19 protein-coding genes are annotated in these 15,950 nt (G+C 64.7%); 7 read left to right on the top strand and 12 right to left on the bottom strand.

What is annotated here, in order from left to right:
* The first annotated feature begins 43 nt into the window (after window positions 1–43).
* The gene (locus tag IPK75_03485) at window positions 44–1,285 is read left to right on the top strand and encodes an O-antigen ligase family protein (protein ID MBK8197411.1); all 1,242 of its coding nucleotides are present in this window, start codon (window positions 44–46) and stop codon (window positions 1,283–1,285) included.
* Complete coding sequence (locus IPK75_03480) at window positions 1,282–2,085, top strand: glycosyltransferase family 2 protein (GenBank protein MBK8197410.1); 804 nt, start codon at window positions 1,282–1,284, stop codon at window positions 2,083–2,085. Before IPK75_03485 ends, IPK75_03480 begins: the two co-directional genes overlap by 4 nt.
* Before the next feature lie 93 nt (window positions 2,086–2,178).
* Here the strand turns inward: IPK75_03480 and rpmE are convergent, their stop codons facing one another.
* Complete coding sequence (gene rpmE / locus IPK75_03475; GenBank protein MBK8197409.1) at window positions 2,179–2,397, bottom strand: 50S ribosomal protein L31; 219 nt, start codon at window positions 2,395–2,397, stop codon at window positions 2,179–2,181.
* 178 nt (window positions 2,398–2,575) lie between these two features.
* On the opposite strand from rpmE, the gene IPK75_03470 reads away from it, so the two are divergent.
* Window positions 2,576–4,408, top strand: coding sequence for an ATP-binding cassette domain-containing protein (locus tag IPK75_03470; protein ID MBK8197408.1), 1,833 nt, complete (start codon window positions 2,576–2,578; stop codon window positions 4,406–4,408).
* 4 nt (window positions 4,409–4,412) lie between these two features.
* Here the strand turns inward: IPK75_03470 and IPK75_03465 are convergent, their stop codons facing one another.
* The 3 genes from IPK75_03465 to IPK75_03455 form a co-directional block, all read right to left on the bottom strand.
* A complete protein-coding gene (locus IPK75_03465; protein MBK8197407.1) occupies window positions 4,413–4,574 on the bottom strand; it encodes a hypothetical protein in 162 nt (53 codons plus the stop codon).
* 77 nt (window positions 4,575–4,651) lie between these two features.
* Entirely contained in the window at window positions 4,652–6,148 is a 1,497-nt protein-coding gene (locus tag IPK75_03460) for an NAD(P)/FAD-dependent oxidoreductase (protein MBK8197406.1), read from the bottom strand.
* A 74-nt stretch (window positions 6,149–6,222) separates the two neighbouring features.
* On the bottom strand, window positions 6,223–7,044 hold the full coding sequence (locus IPK75_03455; protein ID MBK8197405.1) for an inositol monophosphatase: 822 nt from the start codon (window positions 7,042–7,044) through the stop codon (window positions 6,223–6,225).
* Between the two features lie 170 nt (window positions 7,045–7,214).
* Here IPK75_03455 and IPK75_03450 point away from each other — a divergent pair, with 170 nt between their 5' ends.
* Window positions 7,215–7,508 carry a DUF4282 domain-containing protein gene (locus IPK75_03450; GenBank protein ID MBK8197404.1) on the top strand — a complete coding sequence of 98 codons (294 nt, stop codon included), beginning with the start codon at window positions 7,215–7,217 and terminating at the stop codon, window positions 7,506–7,508.
* On the opposite strand, the gene IPK75_03445 is transcribed toward IPK75_03450, so the two are convergent.
* Complete coding sequence (locus tag IPK75_03445; GenBank protein ID MBK8197403.1) at window positions 7,505–8,176, bottom strand: thiamine phosphate synthase; 672 nt, start codon at window positions 8,174–8,176, stop codon at window positions 7,505–7,507. The two genes, IPK75_03450 and IPK75_03445, sit on opposite strands and share 4 nt — an antisense overlap.
* Before the next feature lie 108 nt (window positions 8,177–8,284).
* On the opposite strand from IPK75_03445, the gene IPK75_03440 reads away from it, so the two are divergent.
* A complete protein-coding gene (locus IPK75_03440; GenBank protein MBK8197402.1) occupies window positions 8,285–8,557 on the top strand; it encodes a DUF2798 domain-containing protein in 273 nt (90 codons plus the stop codon).
* Here the strand turns inward: IPK75_03440 and IPK75_03435 are convergent.
* Window positions 8,554–8,784: a DUF1272 domain-containing protein gene (locus IPK75_03435; GenBank protein ID MBK8197401.1), complete on the bottom strand. Its 231-nt coding sequence runs from the start codon at window positions 8,782–8,784 to the stop codon at window positions 8,554–8,556. The genes IPK75_03440 and IPK75_03435 overlap by 4 nt on opposite strands.
* A 154-nt stretch (window positions 8,785–8,938) precedes the next feature.
* Between IPK75_03435 and IPK75_03430 the strand changes: the two genes are divergently transcribed.
* Window positions 8,939–9,778, top strand: coding sequence for a toll/interleukin-1 receptor domain-containing protein (locus tag IPK75_03430; GenBank protein MBK8197400.1), 840 nt, complete (start codon window positions 8,939–8,941; stop codon window positions 9,776–9,778).
* 24 nt (window positions 9,779–9,802) lie between these two features.
* Here the strand turns inward: IPK75_03430 and IPK75_03425 are convergent, their stop codons facing one another.
* The 5 genes from IPK75_03425 to gap all read right to left on the bottom strand — a co-directional run bounded on the left by IPK75_03425 (window position 9,803) and on the right by gap (window position 14,424).
* The gene (locus tag IPK75_03425; GenBank protein MBK8197399.1) at window positions 9,803–10,099 is read right to left on the bottom strand and encodes a zf-TFIIB domain-containing protein; all 297 of its coding nucleotides are present in this window, start codon (window positions 10,097–10,099) and stop codon (window positions 9,803–9,805) included.
* Between the two features lie 90 nt (window positions 10,100–10,189).
* Complete coding sequence (locus IPK75_03420; protein ID MBK8197398.1) at window positions 10,190–11,068, bottom strand: fructose bisphosphate aldolase; 879 nt, start codon at window positions 11,066–11,068, stop codon at window positions 10,190–10,192.
* 307 nt (window positions 11,069–11,375) lie between these two features.
* A complete protein-coding gene (locus tag IPK75_03415; protein MBK8197397.1) occupies window positions 11,376–12,158 on the bottom strand; it encodes a hypothetical protein in 783 nt (260 codons plus the stop codon).
* Window positions 12,159–12,210: 52 nt separating this feature from the next.
* Window positions 12,211–13,407, bottom strand: coding sequence for a phosphoglycerate kinase (locus IPK75_03410; protein ID MBK8197396.1), 1,197 nt, complete (start codon window positions 13,405–13,407; stop codon window positions 12,211–12,213).
* Between the two features lie 6 nt (window positions 13,408–13,413).
* Window positions 13,414–14,424 (bottom strand): type I glyceraldehyde-3-phosphate dehydrogenase, encoded by a 1,011-nt coding sequence (gene gap / locus IPK75_03405; GenBank protein MBK8197395.1) that lies wholly within the window; start codon window positions 14,422–14,424, stop codon window positions 13,414–13,416.
* 218 nt (window positions 14,425–14,642) lie between these two features.
* Between gap and IPK75_03400 the strand changes: the two genes are divergently transcribed.
* Window positions 14,643–15,590 carry a DMT family transporter gene (locus IPK75_03400; protein MBK8197394.1) on the top strand — a complete coding sequence of 316 codons (948 nt, stop codon included), beginning with the start codon at window positions 14,643–14,645 and terminating at the stop codon, window positions 15,588–15,590.
* Here the strand turns inward: IPK75_03400 and IPK75_03395 are convergent.
* Complete coding sequence (locus tag IPK75_03395; protein ID MBK8197393.1) at window positions 15,581–15,946, bottom strand: nuclear transport factor 2 family protein; 366 nt, start codon at window positions 15,944–15,946, stop codon at window positions 15,581–15,583. The genes IPK75_03400 and IPK75_03395 overlap by 10 nt on opposite strands.
* Window positions 15,947–15,950 lie beyond the last annotated feature (4 nt).

Here is a 15,950-nt window from a genome sequence, read left to right as displayed (position 1 = left end):
GCCGGTGACAAGCCGCGCGGGCCCCGACTAGAGTGGGCAGGCAATGACCTACGGGCCGGTTCTCGCGATTGCTTTCCTGCTCTGGCCCGTCATGGCGGTGCTGGGCGGGCAGGGCTTTGCGCCCCTCGCCGGGCTGACGGGGCTGGCGGCGCTTGCCGTGTCGCGGCCCCGATTGCCACCTGCGGCGTTCGCGGTGATCGGATTTGCCTTTATCGCCTTTGCGGCGCTGAGCGAGTTCTGGTCACCGGGAACCGGGAAGCTCGTCTCCGGCAACCTGTTTGAAGGCACATTCTCGGTGGAGGCGCGCAGCCTTTCGTCGGCAATGCTCACATTGACCTGCGCGCTGACGATTGCGGGCGCGCTGCGCGCGGCGCCGGCGCCGAAATCGTCGGCCACCGTCGCCGTCATGCTCGCGGTGCAGGCGGCGCTGGTGATCGCGGCGCCCTATCTCGGGACCGCCGTGCTGGCGATGGTCTACGGCGATGACGTCGTCCGGCTTCAGGAGGGCGCCCAGAATATCGGGCGCAGCGCCAATACGCTGGCGCTCGGTCTGCCTCTATTGTTGCCGCTGCTCGCCTTTCGCTGGCAGGTCGCCGGCATTGTGCTCGCCGTTGCCGCAACCGCAGGCGCCGTCGCCGCCTACCTGCAGATCGGCAGCGATGCCGCATTGTTTGCAGTCGGCGGCATGGCGGTAGCGGTCGCTTTCGTGGCCCTGCTTCCCCGGATGGGATTTCGCTGGCTGTTCGGCGCCCTCGCTGGCTACATCGCCGCGGCGCCGGTGCTCTATGCGGCCTTGATCCGGGCCCTCGATCCGGTTGCGCAATATCTGCCCGCCTCGTTCCGGTCCCGGATATGGTCGTGGGAGACTGTCATTGGACGGATGTCCGACGCGCCCTTCCTCGGGCATGGCCAGAACGCCACAGAGGCGTGGCGGGAAACTTTCGCGACACAGCCCGAATGGCTCGCGCAGCTGCCGGATTTCTGGAAGGACTATCCGATCGTGCCCGGGCATCCGCACAACATGGCGCTGCAGATCTGGGCTGAGACCGGGATGGTCGGCGCCGTGCTCGCGGCGCTCAGCCTCGTCGCCCTCGGCTTCCACTTGCCGCGCCCGGCGGAGCTCCGGCCAGAAATACGCTTTGCGGTGGCCGGTCTGGCCGGCGCCGCCGCGGTGATTTTCAGCTTTGCCTACAGTCTCTGGAATGAAGGGTTCTGGGCGTCGCTCGCGCTTGCAGCCGCAGCGATCATCCTCTGGCACCGCACCGTTCAGGAGCCGGAGGAATGACCCTTTCGGTCACGGCGCTGGTCGTCACCTACCATACCGGTCCGCGCCTCGTGGAATGCCTGTATGCGCTGAAGGGTGATCCCGATGTCAGCAGCATTGTCATCGCCGACAACGGAAACCCTCCGTCTACGGAGGCCTGGCTCGCGTCATTCACGGCGTCGACGCCAAAGGCTGAACGGATAACGCTTCCCAATCCCGGATTCGGGGCAGGGGTGAATGCAGCCGCGAAGTTTGCCGCCAGTGACTACCTGCTGGTGATCAACCCGGACTGCGTGATCAAGCGCGGCGCGCTGCCGCTGCTGGCTGCGGCCCTTGAGGCTGCGCCGTCACCGGCCATAGCGGGTGGGCGCATCTTTGACCTTCAGGGCCGGGAAGAGCGCGGCGCGAGGCGCAATACGCTCACGCTGGCGCGCGCGGTCGGCCTCGGGCGCTGGACCCTCGAGCAGGATCCCCCTCCGCCCGGGCCGGTCCGCGTGGGTGCCGTTTCCGGCGCCTTCTTCCTTGTGCGGACGGACGCCTTCCGCCAGCTGGGCGGCTTTGACGAGGGCTACTTCATCCACGCCGAAGACCTGGACATCTGCCGGCGCGCGCTGGAAGCGGGGGGATCGGTGACCTACGTGCCGGGCGCGGGCGCCCTGCATTACAGATCGACGTCTGACGTGCCGTCGGCATTCGTGACCGAACACAAGGCGCGCAGCCTCGCGCGGTATTTCCGGAAGTTCGCCAAGGGGCCTGCCGAAAGGTTGATGGTGGCGTTGGCAGTCCCGTTCATCGGTCTTGCCCTGAGATTGCGTGGCTAGACCGGCGCGCCTTCCTTCCGGCGCGCGCAAAGAAAAACCCCGGCCAACAGCCGGGGCTTTCCTACTCAACACATCGCGTCAGCGCCGAAGCGCTTACACGAAGCCCTTGAACTTGTCCTTGAAGCGCGAAACGCGGCCGCCGCGGTCAAGGCCTTTGCCTTCGCCGCCGGTCCAGGCCGGGTGCACTTTCGGGTCGATGTCGAGCACCAGGCGATCGCCTGCTTTGCCGTAGGTCGACTTGGTCTGGTATTCCGTACCGTCCGTCATCACGACCGTGATGAAGTGGTAATCCGGATGGCCTTCTTTTTTCATTGGCCTCGGGCCTCTTTCTCGCGTTTTGCTGTCAGCTCGGAGACACGCAACGGGTGCGCTGGCATGTCTCAGCCTGAAATCGAAGAGGGCCGTATAAGGGAAAGGCCGAAGCGCCGCAAGAGGCGGCCTGAGGGATTTGGCGGCTGCCGCCGGCGCGAATAGGGAGTAGACCTGCCGGATGGCCGATTCGGGCGCCCGCACGACAGAAGACCGCCGCACGACCCTGCCGGACGGCGGCGAGGCGATCAGCCGCCCCAAGGGCCGCAGCCTGCGCCCGCTGGCGCTCCTGTGGCCTTATGTCCGCCGTCATTGGGTGACGGTCGTCGTGGCGCTGGCTTTCCTGGTGGCCGCTGCGGCGGTCAGCCTCGCGATTCCGATGCTGCTCGGCCGCGCCGCGGATGCCGGCCGCCAGGCAGGGGAGGACCCCAAGGCCCTTCTGGCGCTGATCGACAGCGCTTTCCTGTGGGTTTTCGCCGCCGCCGTGGGGTCCGGCGTGCTCGGCGCGATCCGCTTCTATTTCGTGTCCCGCTTCGGCGAACGTATCGCCGCAGACCTGCGCCGTGACCTCTATGCCCACCTGCTCAGCCTGTCGCCGGCCTATCATGCCCGCATGCGCTCGGGCGAAGCGGTGTCGCGGCTGACGGCTGACGTCACCCTGATCGAGACCTTCCTCGGCTCGTCCGCTTCGCTGGCGACGCGCACCCTGATCACCACGCTGGGCGCGCTTGGCCTGATGATCGCCGTGAACTGGCAGCTGGGGCTGACCCTTCTGGCCATGATCCCCGTCGCCGTGCTGCCGGTGATGGGCATCGGCCGCGTGATCCGCAACATGTCGAACCGCGCCCAGTCGCGCCTCGCCGACGCGGGGGCCGAGGCGGCCGAAACGCTGGACGCCATCGAACTGGTGCAGGCCTATGGCCGCGAGGAGCGGCAGCTGTCGACCTTCTCTGCGTCCATCGAAGCTACCTTTGCGGCGGCCATGCGGCGCACCGGCGCGCGGGCCATCATGATCGTGCTCGTTTCCGTTTTGCTGTTCGGAGGTTTCACCGGCGTGCTGTGGCTTGGCGCGCGCAGCGTGGCGAATGGCGAGATGACCTTCGGGGATCTCGCCACCATGGTCATGTATGCCGCCTATGCGGGCTCGGGGCTCGGCATGCTCGCGGAAGTCTACGGCGAAGTGATGCGTGCTGCGGGCGCTGCCGACCGGGCGGCCGAAGTGCTGCGCGAGCAGGCGGACATCGCCGCGCCGGCGAACCCGAAGCCGATGCCCGAATCCGGCAAGGGCGCGCTGGCGTTCAGCCATGTCACGTTCCACTACGGCGACGAGGACGCCTCCGCGCTCAAGGATTTTACGCTCGACGTCAAGCCCGGCGAGTTCGTTGCGCTGGTCGGACCCAGCGGTGCCGGAAAGACGACCGTGTTCCGGCTCGCGCTGCGCCTGTTCGATCCCCAATCCGGTCGCATCACGCTTGACGGGGTTGCCTCAGCTGAAGCCGACCCGCGGGCCTGGCGGCGCCGCTTTGCCTATGCGCCGCAGGAGTCTGCGCTGTTCACCGGCACGGCGGCCGAGAACATCCGCTTTGGCCGGGAAGATGCCGACGACAAGGTGCTGGAGACGGCTGCCCGCATGGCCGAGGCGCTCGGCTTCCTGGACGAGAAGGACGGTCTCGCCACGCCGCTCGGCCAGAAGGGCAGGAGCCTGTCCGGTGGTCAGCGCCAGCGTATCGCGCTGGCCCGCGCGCTGGTACGTGATGCGCCCGTCTTGTTGCTGGACGAAGCCACCTCCGCGCTTGATTCCGAAAGCGAAGCAGCCGTGCGCCGCGCCATCGAGAATGCCGCGACCGGGCGCACCACGCTCGTGATTGCTCACCGCCTGTCTACCGTGCGCCGGGCCGACCGGATCATCGTCATGGAAGGCGGACGCATCGTCGAGGAAGGCACGCACGATACGCTCGTGGCGCAAGGCGGCCTCTATGCCCGCCTTGCCGAACTTCAGTTCACGGAGCGCTGAGGCGTCAGATCTTCTTGCGCGCCCGGTTCAGTGCGCCGTCAAGCGAGAACGAAAAGGCGAGCGACAGGATCAGCGGCACCCAGATCGGCAACTCGCCAATGCCCGGCGCGCCGGCTGCCTTGGCGACATGATCGTCAACGCACCACCACAGAAGCCAGAGCCACATGATCCCATCCTCCTTGCGCCGGCCAGTCGCCGTGCAAGGAAAAGATAGGCATGGCGCGCGCCTTCACAAGCGGCGCGTTACTCGGCGGCCTGAAGCACCGGTTTCTTCGCCCCGGCCGCTGCTGACATTTGGAATTGCATGACGCCGTCTTCGATCGGCAGCTCGCGCAGGTTCTTCCGGTCGGTGAAGTAGTTCTGGTGCAGCTTCCAGGGCGCCTCGGTATGCTGACGTGGGAACTGGTCCATCACACGCTGGAAATAACCGGACGAGAAATCCACGAAGGGCTCGGTCTGGTTCGGGAATGCCGAAAGATAAGGCATCGCGGACGTCGCGCCTTTCTCGTCCATCAGGTTCAGCAGGCGGCAGACATACTCGCTCGTCAGGTCCGCCTTCAGCGTCCAGGACGCGTTGGTATAGCCGAAGGTAACTGCAAGGTTCGGCACGTTGGAGAGCATCACGCCCTTGTAATTGAGCAGTTTGCCGGGATCGACTTTCGCGCCGTCCAGCGAGACGTTCACACCATTCATGAAGACAAGGTTCAGACCCGTCGCCGTCACGATGATGTCGGCGTCGAGTTTCTTGCCGGATTTCAGCACGATTCCGCTTTCCGTGAACCGGTCGATATGGTCGGTCTCGACGCTTGCCTTGCCGGACTTGAGCGCATTGAAAAGGTCCGAGTCCGGAACAAGGCAAAGCCGCTGCTCCCACGGATTGTAGGCCGGCGTGAAGTGCTTCTCGATATCGTAGTTCGGGCCGAGTTCCTCGCGCACCATGCCGAGCAGGCGCTCGCGGGCTTTCTCCGGGTTCTTGCGCGTCTGGCGGAAGAAGAATTGCTGGAACAGGACGTTCCGCCCACGGATCAGAGAATAGGCCCACTTTTCCGGCAGCACCTTGCGCAGGAAGTTCGCCATCTTGTCGACTGCCGGGCGGGAGACGACATAGGTCGGCGAGCGCTGCAGCATGGTGACATGCGCGGCCTTGTCGGCCATAGCGGGCACCAGCGTCATGGCGGTTGCGCCGGAGCCGATCACGACAACTTTCTTGCCTGTGTAGTCCAGCGCTTCCGGCCAGTGTTGCGGGTGGATGATCTGGCCCTTGAATGCCTCTTCGCCCGGGAAGTGCGGCCGGTAGCCCTGATCATAGCGGTAGTAGCCGCCGCACATGAACAGGAAGCGCGCCGTAGTCGTCTGGCGCGCGCCGTCCTTCCCCTCGCTGATGACTTCCCAGGCCTGGTCGGCGCTCGACCAGTTGGCGGCAACGATCTTGGTGTCGAAGGAAATGTGCTGGCGCACGCCATATTCGTCGGCGGTGTCGTTCACGTATTTCCGGATCGAAGGGCCATCAGCAATCGCTTTCGCCTCAGTCCACGGTTTGAAGTCAAAACCCAGCGTGTGCATGTCGGAGTCCGACCGGATGCCAGGGTAGCGGAACAGGTCCCAGGTCCCGCCGATAGCGCTGCGCGCTTCATAGATCCTGTAGCGCTTGCCGGGGCAAAGCTTCTGGAGATGCACGGCGGCGCCGATGCCGGAAAGGCCTGCGCCAATGATGAGGACGTCTGTGTCGAGCTGTTTCATGCCCGGCAGACTACGCGAGATTGTCAAAAAGGAAATAGGTGACGCAGGCGTCACGATATTCGTCTGGCCCCGGCTCAGACGTTGGCCTGGCGTCCGAAAGCGCCCGCAAGGCGCAGCTGTTCCTGCACGAGCGGCACGATGTGTTCGTTGCCAGCGACGACCGAGCCGGTGGACATCACGTTGCCGCCGTCGATCTCCGCCACCACGCCGCCCGCTTCGCGCACCAGCACGATGCCGGCCGCCACGTCCCAGGGTTTCAGTCCGCGCTCCCAGAAGCCGTCAAACCGGCCGGCAGCGACCCAGGCGAGGTCCAGCGCCGCCGAGCCGTATCGCCGGATGCCGGCGCAGGTGGGGGTCATGGCCAGCATTTCGCGGGCAAAGCCGGTGTGCGCCTCTTCCGGCTTGCCGAGCCACGGCGTGCCGGTGGCGAGCACTGACTCCGAGAGTTTGCGGCGGGTGGCGACGCGCAGCTTGCGCTGCTCCAGCCAGGCGCCGCGACCGGTCTCGGCCCAGAAGATCTCGTTCTTGGCGACATCGAACACGACGCCGGTCAGCAGCTGGCCGTCGCGCTCCAGCGCGATCGATACTGAGTAATGCGGCTGGCCGTGCAGGAAGTTCAGGGTGCCGTCGAGCGGATCGACGATGAAGCGGTTCGACTTGTCCGTACCCTCGACAATTCCGCGCTCTTCCATGACGAAGCCATAGCCGGGGCGCGCCTTCATCAGGTGCGTGTAGATGGTCTCTTCGGCGCGGTGGTCGGCGTTGGAGACGAAGTCTGCCGGGCCCTTCTTGGAGACCTGCAGGTTCTCGACTTCGCCGAAATCACGAGCGAGACCCCGCCCGGCGGCGAGGGCGGCGGCGATCATGACGGCGCCAACGGGGGAGGGTTTGGACATGAGAAACAACTCTTGCGCGCGTTAGACGGCGGGAGGCGGGGGCGTAATCCCTTGCGTGCGCGGGGTCAAGGCGCGGACAGTTAACACTTCGCCTCTCACGACAACATGGTTGCCGTGAACGTCAACTTGTATCACCTTGTCTCCTCATGGGAAAATGGAGGGGCCAAACCATGATCAACCAATTCCTGACCTTCGATAAGCTGATCGGCTCGAAGCTGATCAAGATTCTCTACTATCTCGGTCTGATCGGTATCGCGCTCGGCGTCATCGGCGGCATCTTCACCGGTTTCGCGGGCATGGGTTACAGCTTCTTCGCAGGGCTCGGCACGATCCTCGCGGCGCTCATCGGCGGCGTGCTGGGGCTCGTGTTCTGGCGGTTCATGTGCGAGCTCTACATGATCCTGTTCCGCATGGCCGACGACCTGCGCGACATCAAGAACGCCAAGCTGGGCACGTCGCTCTAGGCGTTTTCCAGCGCGTCGAACACCGCGTTGAAGGCCCGCACCGCAGCGGCCGGGCCTTCCGCATGGTTCCAGATCGCCGCCGACACCGCCAGGAAATCGGCGCCGGCGGTCACCAGCGGCGCGGCGTTGGCCGGCGTGATGCCGCCGATTGCCACGCACGGGATCACCATGGCCGCCTGCCAGATCTGCAGCAGCTCGGGGTCCGCCGGCACAGTCTGGGCCTTCGTTGAGGTCGGATAGAAGGCACCGAATGCCACATAATCCGCCCCGTCCTCGCCCGCCTGCATGGCCTTGTGGTAGCTGTTCTTGGCGGTCGCCCCGACAATCGCATCCGGCCCCAGCAGCTTGCGCGCGGTCTTCACTGGCATGTCATCCCAGCCGAGATGCACGCCGTCGGCGCCCAGTTCCTTCGCGAGCTCGGGTGAATCATTGACCAGCACCGCCACGCCGGCCTCCTGCGCGAGCGCCGTCAACGCCTCGCCGGCTTCCCGCGTCGCCTGCACATCTATCATGCCATCCGCGCCCTTGAGGCGCAGCTGCAGGGACGCTACGTCGCCAGCGGCCAAAGCGGCGCCGAGTGTTTTCGCAAAGGCCGCCACATCCGGAATCTGCGGCGGCGTGATGAGGTAGAGCCGCGTACGCGGCCGGGGCGGTGGGGGTGTGCTCATGCGCGCTGCCTCTGCGGCGCAGGGCGCGCGATGTCAACGCGCCAGAAGCCTTGGAATTAATGCCGGAAAGTTCTATTTAGGAACCCAAACTATGTCTGGACGCCCCCGATGACCAAGAAGCTGCCCGTCCGCCTGTTCCAGCCGATCTTCGGCTTGTTCATGGCGCTGTTCATGAGTTTTCTGATGTCGGGGGCAATCACAGCGCTGAACATCGGCCTTCCGCCGGATTTCGTCAGCCGCTGGCTGCACTCCTGGAGCATTGCTTTCGTGATCGCCTATCCGGTCATCCTCGTCGTCGCCCCGATGGCCCGCCGTCTGGCGCTCCACTTCGTGGAGTCGCCTTTCGCGCCGGCCGTGCCGGTCGCGGGAACGCACAACTAGGACTTCTTCACCACACGCTTTGTGCTTGCGGGGCTCCGGGCGAGGGCGGCGCCGCGCCGCATCGGCCGGGGCTCAAGGTCGCCCTTGCAGTTCGGGCACACGCCGTCCAGCGGGCCGTCCGCGCACTCGTCGCAGAACGTGCACTCGAATGAGCAGATGAATGCGCCCGGCTCGTCCGGCGGCAGGTCGCGGTCGCAGTGTTCGCAATTGGGGCGCATTTCGAGCATGGGCAACCTCGCCGACTTCGCCGCAACCTACGCGACCTCGCCGTGCGTGAACAGACGTGCGCGGACTAAGGGCCTCTACGCACTGCCGTCATTACAGCTGCGGGCTATCCTGATCGTGCAGGGCTGAAAGCGTTACCCTGCAGGGGAGGGCGAGATGTCAGACATTTTCATCTCCTACGCGCGCGAGGACCTGCCCAAAGCGCGCCTGCTGGCCGAAGCCATGATCGCGGACGGCCTGTCGGTCTGGTGGGATCACGAACTGCTCGGCGGGGACCAGTTTCGGGAGGCAATCACCCAGACAATCGCCACCGCCAAGGTCGTCATCGTGATCTGGTCCGAGAATTCCGTTCAGAGCCCGTTCGTGAAGGACGAAGCCAGCCGGGCCAACGAGCGCGGCGTGTTGTTGCCAGTCGCGATCGGTGACGTCGAGCCTCCGGTGGGGTTTGGTGAACTCCAGACGATCCGGTTCAAACGCTGGGCCGAAACGACGGCGGAATGGGAAACCCTGGTGCGAACCGTCGCGGCGCGTCTGCAGACGGCCAATCAGGTCCAAGCCACCAATACGTCGCTCCTGTCGGCGCGCCGGGAGCTGTCATTCCTGAACCGCAACATTGACGTGTTCCTGCTGATCCTCTTCGCCCAAAGCCTGGCGGCCTTCCTGATATTCCAACCCTTGCATTTTCTCTCGGGTGTTCCGGAACAATCCGAAACCGGATTTGTCGTCGTCACGTCGATCATCCTCGCCGGCATCCATACTTCGGGGCTTATCGCCCGCAGGGTGGGCCTGATCCTGCGACTTGTCTCCTTCGCAGTCGGTGCGGCGGCAGGCTTTTTGTCATACAAGTTCGCCGGCGCCATATTGCCGTCGCTGATCGCCTTGGGAGAAAATGCGTCTTCGCTTCAGGCCGGCGCCGGACTGTCGATGTTCAATGCGCTCATCTTCTTCATCTACATTGTCGTTTCCGGCGCCATACTGCTGTTGTCCGACCGATGACGGAACCGGTTGTGAGCTGCGGGCTCAGAAATCGAGCAGGTCGCTCAGGAAACTTTCGTGACGGCGGCGCTTGCCCTTCTTGTACCGCCAATCGTCATCGTCATCATGACGGTCCTGGAAGCGGCCTTCGTCGCGGTAGTGCTCGGGACGGCCGGTTTCGGGATGAGGTTCAGGCGCCGGGATCACCGTGGCCGACCGATCGATGATCTTGTCGAGTTCCCCGCGGTCGAGCCAAACGCCCCGGCATTTCGGGCAATAGTCGATTTCAACTCCGGACCGTTCGGTCATCACCAGGGTTTCGCCATCGACGGGACATTTCATTTGGAACACCTCAAGAAAAAACAGGCGCAGCCCGGGAGCTGCGCCTGTTGACATGGGCTTCGCGGCCTGAGCCGCAAGGGGCAAGGTGTCTCAGCCCGCTTTCGACGCGTCGCAAGTCACCTTGATGGTCTCAGCCAGCACGGTGTCGAAATCGGCATCGCTTTGCTTGGCCGACAGGCCCTCGGTCAGCGCGCGCGAGAAGCTGGCGATGATGCCCGTATTCTCACCCAGTTTCTGGCAGGCAACTTCGCGGCTGTAACCGCCCGACAATGCGACGACGCGCATCACGCGCGGATGATCGACCAGCGGCTTGTAGAAGTTCGCTTTGGCCGGCAGCGTCAGCTTCAGCATGACTTGCTGGCTGGCGGGAAGGGCGTCGAGCTGCTTCAGGATTTCCGCCCGCAGGATTTCTTCGGCTTCGGCCTTGTCGGAGATAGAGATCGTCACTTCCGGCTCGATGATCGGCATCAGCCCGTGCGAGAGGATCTGCTTGCCGACTTCGAACTGCTGGGCAACCACGGCGGCGATGCCGACCGGGTTTGCAGCATCGATGACCGACCGCATCTTGGTGCCGAAGATGCCTTTGGCGACCGCGCGTTCGAGCAGGGCGTCGAGGCCCGGCATCGGCTTCATCAGCTGCACGCCGTCCTTGGCTTCGGCGAGGCCCTTGTCGACCTTCAGGAACGGAACCACGCTGCGCTTGGTCCAGAGATACTCAGCGGTCGGAATACCGTCGATCGCCCCGTCCATGGTGCGCTCGAACAGGATCGCGCCGATCACTTGTTCGCCGGTGAAAGCCGGCGACTTGATGATGCGGGCGCGCATGTCGTGGATCAGGCCGTACATCTCTTCTTCGGTCGTCCAGGCGCCCTCGTCGATGCCGTACTGCTTCAGCGCTTTCGGCGTGGAGCCGCCCGACTGGTCCAGCGCGGCAATGAAGCCGGGCTTCTGCGACATCTGCCGCGCCATCTCTGCATTGCCCACCGTTACCGCCATGTCCGTATTCACCATCTTGCTGATCTTTCCTTGTCCCCGCAGGGCCGCCTGCCATGTGTTCCTGAAGGGCTTGCCCGCCCGGAAGCTCAGTCCACTGTCACGAATTGAAACAGCATTGGGGCCAGATTTTGAACCCGCGTTTCGATTCAGGTGGCACCTGGCGGCAAACCTTTGTGATTGCCCTATATTCAAATAACATGCCGGAAAAGACAGACAACGTTGCCAAGCTGCAATCGGATGCAGACCGTAACTCAATTGACAAGCCGACAAGGCGGAAAGCTCAGTCTGCGGCGCATCCGGTCCAGTGGCTGGCCAGCAGCTGCGCCCAGGCCCGCGCGCCTTGTGATCGGCCAGTCAGGACGAGGCGGTAGTCGGTATAGCCCGGGTGATTCGGGACCGGTGCGCGCACCTCGACGACCGTCCCGTCACGCGCGTCGAGCCAGAGGTCGCCGCCATCGAAGCCGGCGCCTGAAAGCGCGTATCGATGCGCTTCAACGCCGTCCCGGAATTCGCGGCCTGACCATGTAGCCGTGAGCGTGCCCATCGCCTGAAGGGAATCGTCCGGGAGATTGTCGGGCCAGACCAGTGCCATGAACCAGCTTCGGGCCTCGCCGGGCACCGGCGTACGCGCCAGCGCATTGAAATCGGCGAAGTCGAAATCGAAAAGCCGCCAAGGCGCGGCGGCTGGCAGATCGAACCTCTGGGCAGTCTCTGCGTCCGGCGCGCCGAAGCGCACGGCCAGCTGGCGTGCCTCGCTGTCGAGGTTCAACCAGGCGAAGGCTTCCTGCGTGCCATCCCGTGTAAGGCGGCCGCCCGTGAGCGCCGTCGCTTCGTCCGCAGCCGGATCAATCCGCGCAGTGACGAGCGCCGCTTCGGTGCAGGGTGAGACATGTTTGTAGACTTCCACCGACGCATCATCCTTTAGGTAGACCGACACGGTCTCCGGCTCGGTCCCATCGATATTGCTGCGCAGGTAAGTGAGGATGTCCCCGTCGGCGGAGTGAGCAGATGCGCAGGCGGTCACAGCTAGCGCCGTGAGCAGGGCGGGGAAAGTCTTCAACATCGGTGCCTCCGGTTTTACACCAGATGCACTCGCGCGCCTGTCTGGATGCAGCCTAGCTGCGAAGCGCCTCGACGCCCGGCAGTTCCTTGCCTTCCATCCATTCGAGGAAGGCGCCGCCGGCCGTCGAGATGAAGGTCAGGTCGGCTGCCACGCCCGCATGGTTCATCGCGGACACCGTATCGCCGCCGCCTGCGACCGCGACCAGCTTGCCGGCCTTCGCCAGCCTGGCGGCAGCTTCCGCCACCTTCACGGTGGCCGTGTCGAATGGCGTCAGCTCGAACGCGCCGAGCGGCCCGTTCCAGATCACCGTTTTTGCGCGACCGAGGGCCTGTTCGAGGTTCGCAATCGTGGCCGGGCCGGCATCAAGGATCATCTCGTCAGCGCCAACTTCATCGAGGCCGCAAACCCTGTTCGCTGCGTTCGCCTTGAAGTCTTTCGCCACCACCACATCTCGCGGTAGCAGAATTTCGCAGCCCGCCGCCTTCGCAGCCGCTCCGATCTCGCGCACGGTGCCGGCAAGGTCATGCTCGCACAGCGACTTGCCGACATCGACGCCTTGCGCCGCGAGAAACGTATTTGCCATGCCGCCGCCGATCGCCAGCATGTCGACTTTTGTCACGAGGTTCTTGAGGAGGTCGATCTTGGACGACACTTTCGCGCCGCCCACAATCGCCATCACCGGCCGCTGCGGCGTGCCGAGCGCCTTGTCCAGCGCGTCGAGTTCCGCCTCCATGTTGACGCCGGCGTAGGCGGGCAGCAGCTCGGCGAGCACGGCGGTCGTCACATGGCGGCGGTGCGCGGCGGAGAAAGCATCATTGACAAAGATGTCGCCAAGGCTCGCGATTTCCTTCGCAAGCTCGAGGTCGCCTTTTTCCTCGCCTTTGTAGAAACGCGTATTCTCAAGCAGGATCACACCGGCCGGCTGCAGGTCCGCGATCGCCTTCTTCACATGTTCGCCCTTGCAGTCGGCGACGAAGCTGACATTCGAGCCCAGCACTTTGGCGAACGCGCCCGCGATCGGCGCAAGGCTCATCTCGGCCACGCGTTCGCCCTTGGGGCGCCCGAAGTGCGCGAGCAGGGCGACCTTCGCGCCTTGCGTGCGCAGCGTCTGCACGGTGTCGACCGCCGCCCGCAGGCGTGTATCGTCCGTAACCAGACCATTTTCCATCGGCACGTTGAAGTCGACGCGCACGAGCGCGACCTTGCCGGTCAGATTGCCAGCGTCTGAAATGCGTTTGAAGGCGGCCATGTTCGACTAGATCAGTTTCGCCATCACGAGCGCGGTGTCGCTCATGCGCGTGGCGAAACCCCACTCGTTGTCATACCAGGTCAGGATCGACACGAAGTGGCCGTCCATGACTTTCGTCTGGTCGAGGTGGAAGATCGACGAGCGGTCGTCATGGATGAAGTCCGACGACACGTTCGGCTGGTCGGTCACGCCCAGCACGCCTTTCAGCGGGCCCGACGAAGCGGCCTTGACGATGGCGCCGTTTACTTCCTCGACCGTCGTGTTCTTCTTGGCGATGAATTTCAGGTCGACGACCGAGACGTTCGGCGTCGGCACGCGCACCGAGATGCCGTCCAGCTTGCCTTTGAGTTCCGGCAGCACCAAGCCGACCGCTTTCGCAGCTCCGGTCGACGTCGGGATCATCGACAGCGAGGCAGCGCGGGCCCGGTAGAGGTCCTTGTGCATCTGGTCGAGCGAGGGCTGGTCGTTGGTGTAGGAGTGGATGGTGGTCATCATGCCCTTGTCGATGCCGATGGCAGCGTGCAGCACCTGCGCGACCGGAGCGAGGCAGTTCGTCGTGCACGAGGCGTTGGAGACGACCATGTGGTCCTTCTTCAGCTTGTCGTGGTTGACGCCGTAGACGACCGTCAGGTCGGCGCCGTCTGCCGGGGCCGAAACCAGCACGCGCTTGGCGCCGGCGGCGAGGTGGGCCGAGGCCTTGTCCTTGCTCGTGAAGATGCCGGTGCACTCCATCGCGATGTCCACGTCGAGTTCGCGATGGGGCAGGTCTTTCGGGTCGCGGATCGCGGTCACCAGGATCGGCTTGCCGTTGATGACGATCTTGTCGCCGTCGACTTTCACGTCCGCCGGAAAGCGGCCGTGGACGGAGTCGAAGCGCAGGAGGTGCGCGTTGGTCTCAACCGGGCCGAGGTCGTTGATCGCTACGACTTCGATATCGGTGCGGCCATGTTCGATGATCGAGCGCAGGACGAGGCGGCCGATCCGGCCAAATCCATTGATTGCAACGCGAACGGCCATGTCTTTTCTCCTGTCAGGCGAGCTTTCGCCAAGTTTTGCTGCCATTTACTGGCGCTGGCCCCCCGCGTCCACCCGCAATCCGTGCGGCACCGCGCCGCGAAATGACGTTAGGGAAGGAAGCTCAGGCCCTGCCGCTTGCCTGCAAGTCCCGTGCAAGCCGGGCGGGTAGACAGGCCGGTCGGCCGCGCTTAGTGCGGTCGCCTGCAAGGAAGACCCCGATGACCCTCCCGAAAGGCGCCGGAACTCAGACGGGCCGACCGATGCTCGACTGGATCCTGTTCGCCGTCCTGTCGCTGATCTGGGCGGGGGCGTACCCGCTCACGCGCCTCGCGGTGGGCAAGGGGCTCGACACCGGCTTGCCGCCCGAATGGGTGCTGCCGGGCCGGTTGCTGATCGGGGCGATTTTCCTCTGGGCCGTGCTGATCGCGATGCGCAAGCAGATGCCGCCGCTCAGCGACCGCCGCCGCTGGACGTCGATCATCGGCATGAGCCTGGTCGGCTCCGTGATCCCGTTCTTCCTGATCACCACGGCGCAGGAAACGGTCGATTCCAGCCTCGCGGCGCTCTACACTGCCGCGTCGCCGGTTTTCGTGGCCATCGGTGCCAACCTCCTGTTCGCCGAAGAGCGCATGACCGCGCGCACCGGCGTCGGCGTCGTGCTTGGTTTCGTAGGAGTTGGCGTGCTGTTCGGGCCGGAAGCGCTCGAGAGCCTCGGGTCAGCCAGCACCATTGCGCAGCTTCTCCTGCTGCTCGCCACGGCGGCCTACGCCGCCTCAACCCTGATCGCGCGGGCCGCGCCGCCCATGGACGCAATCGCCTTCGCCGCGAGTTACGCGACGGTGTCCGCGGTCGTCTCGATGCCGATGACGCTGACCGTCGATCCGGCCGCCGTCAGTGCCACCTGGATCAACTGGCTGGGCGTGCTCGGGCTCGGCCTCGGTTCCTCGGGCCTGGCGCAGGTGGTCTACATGATGCTGGTGGTGCGGGCAGGGGCCACGTTCGTCTCGCTCAACGGCTATGCGATCCCGGTGATCAGCGCCGCCTTCGGCTGGATATTCTTCCACGAGACGCAGAGCTGGAACGCCCTGCTGGCCTTCTGTCTTATCCTCGGCGGCGTCTGGCTTGCACGCAGCGGCGGCCGCGGCCGGCTCGCCGTTCAGCGATAGGCTGCAATCGACTCGCGCACTTCGCCGTCGGCGTCGAACAGGAATGTCTCGGCAACCAGCTCTTCGCGGTGGTTCGTGTACAGAAGGGTGACGGCGTCGGAACTGACGAGCACATTCTCCAGCTCGAAGAATAGCTCCGGCGACCTTTCCAGCGCTTTGGTCCAATAGGTCCGAAGCGCCGGCTTGCCAGAAACGCTCGCTGCACCGTTGCCCATCACAAGCGCGATCCGCGGCGAGTGGAACACGACCGCGTCGGAATAGTGCGCAAGAATCCGGTCGATATCCCGGTCGTTCCAGGCCGAAAGCCAGGCGCGTGCGAACTTGTCCGCCTTGGCGGCGTCGAAAGGCGGTATCATCCGC

The organism is Acidobacteriota bacterium, assembly GCA_016712445.1.
GTDB lineage: Bacteria > Pseudomonadota > Alphaproteobacteria > Caulobacterales > Hyphomonadaceae > Hyphomonas.
Note: the sequence above shows the minus strand (reverse complement) of the source record. Positions and strands in the feature narration are given on the sequence as shown.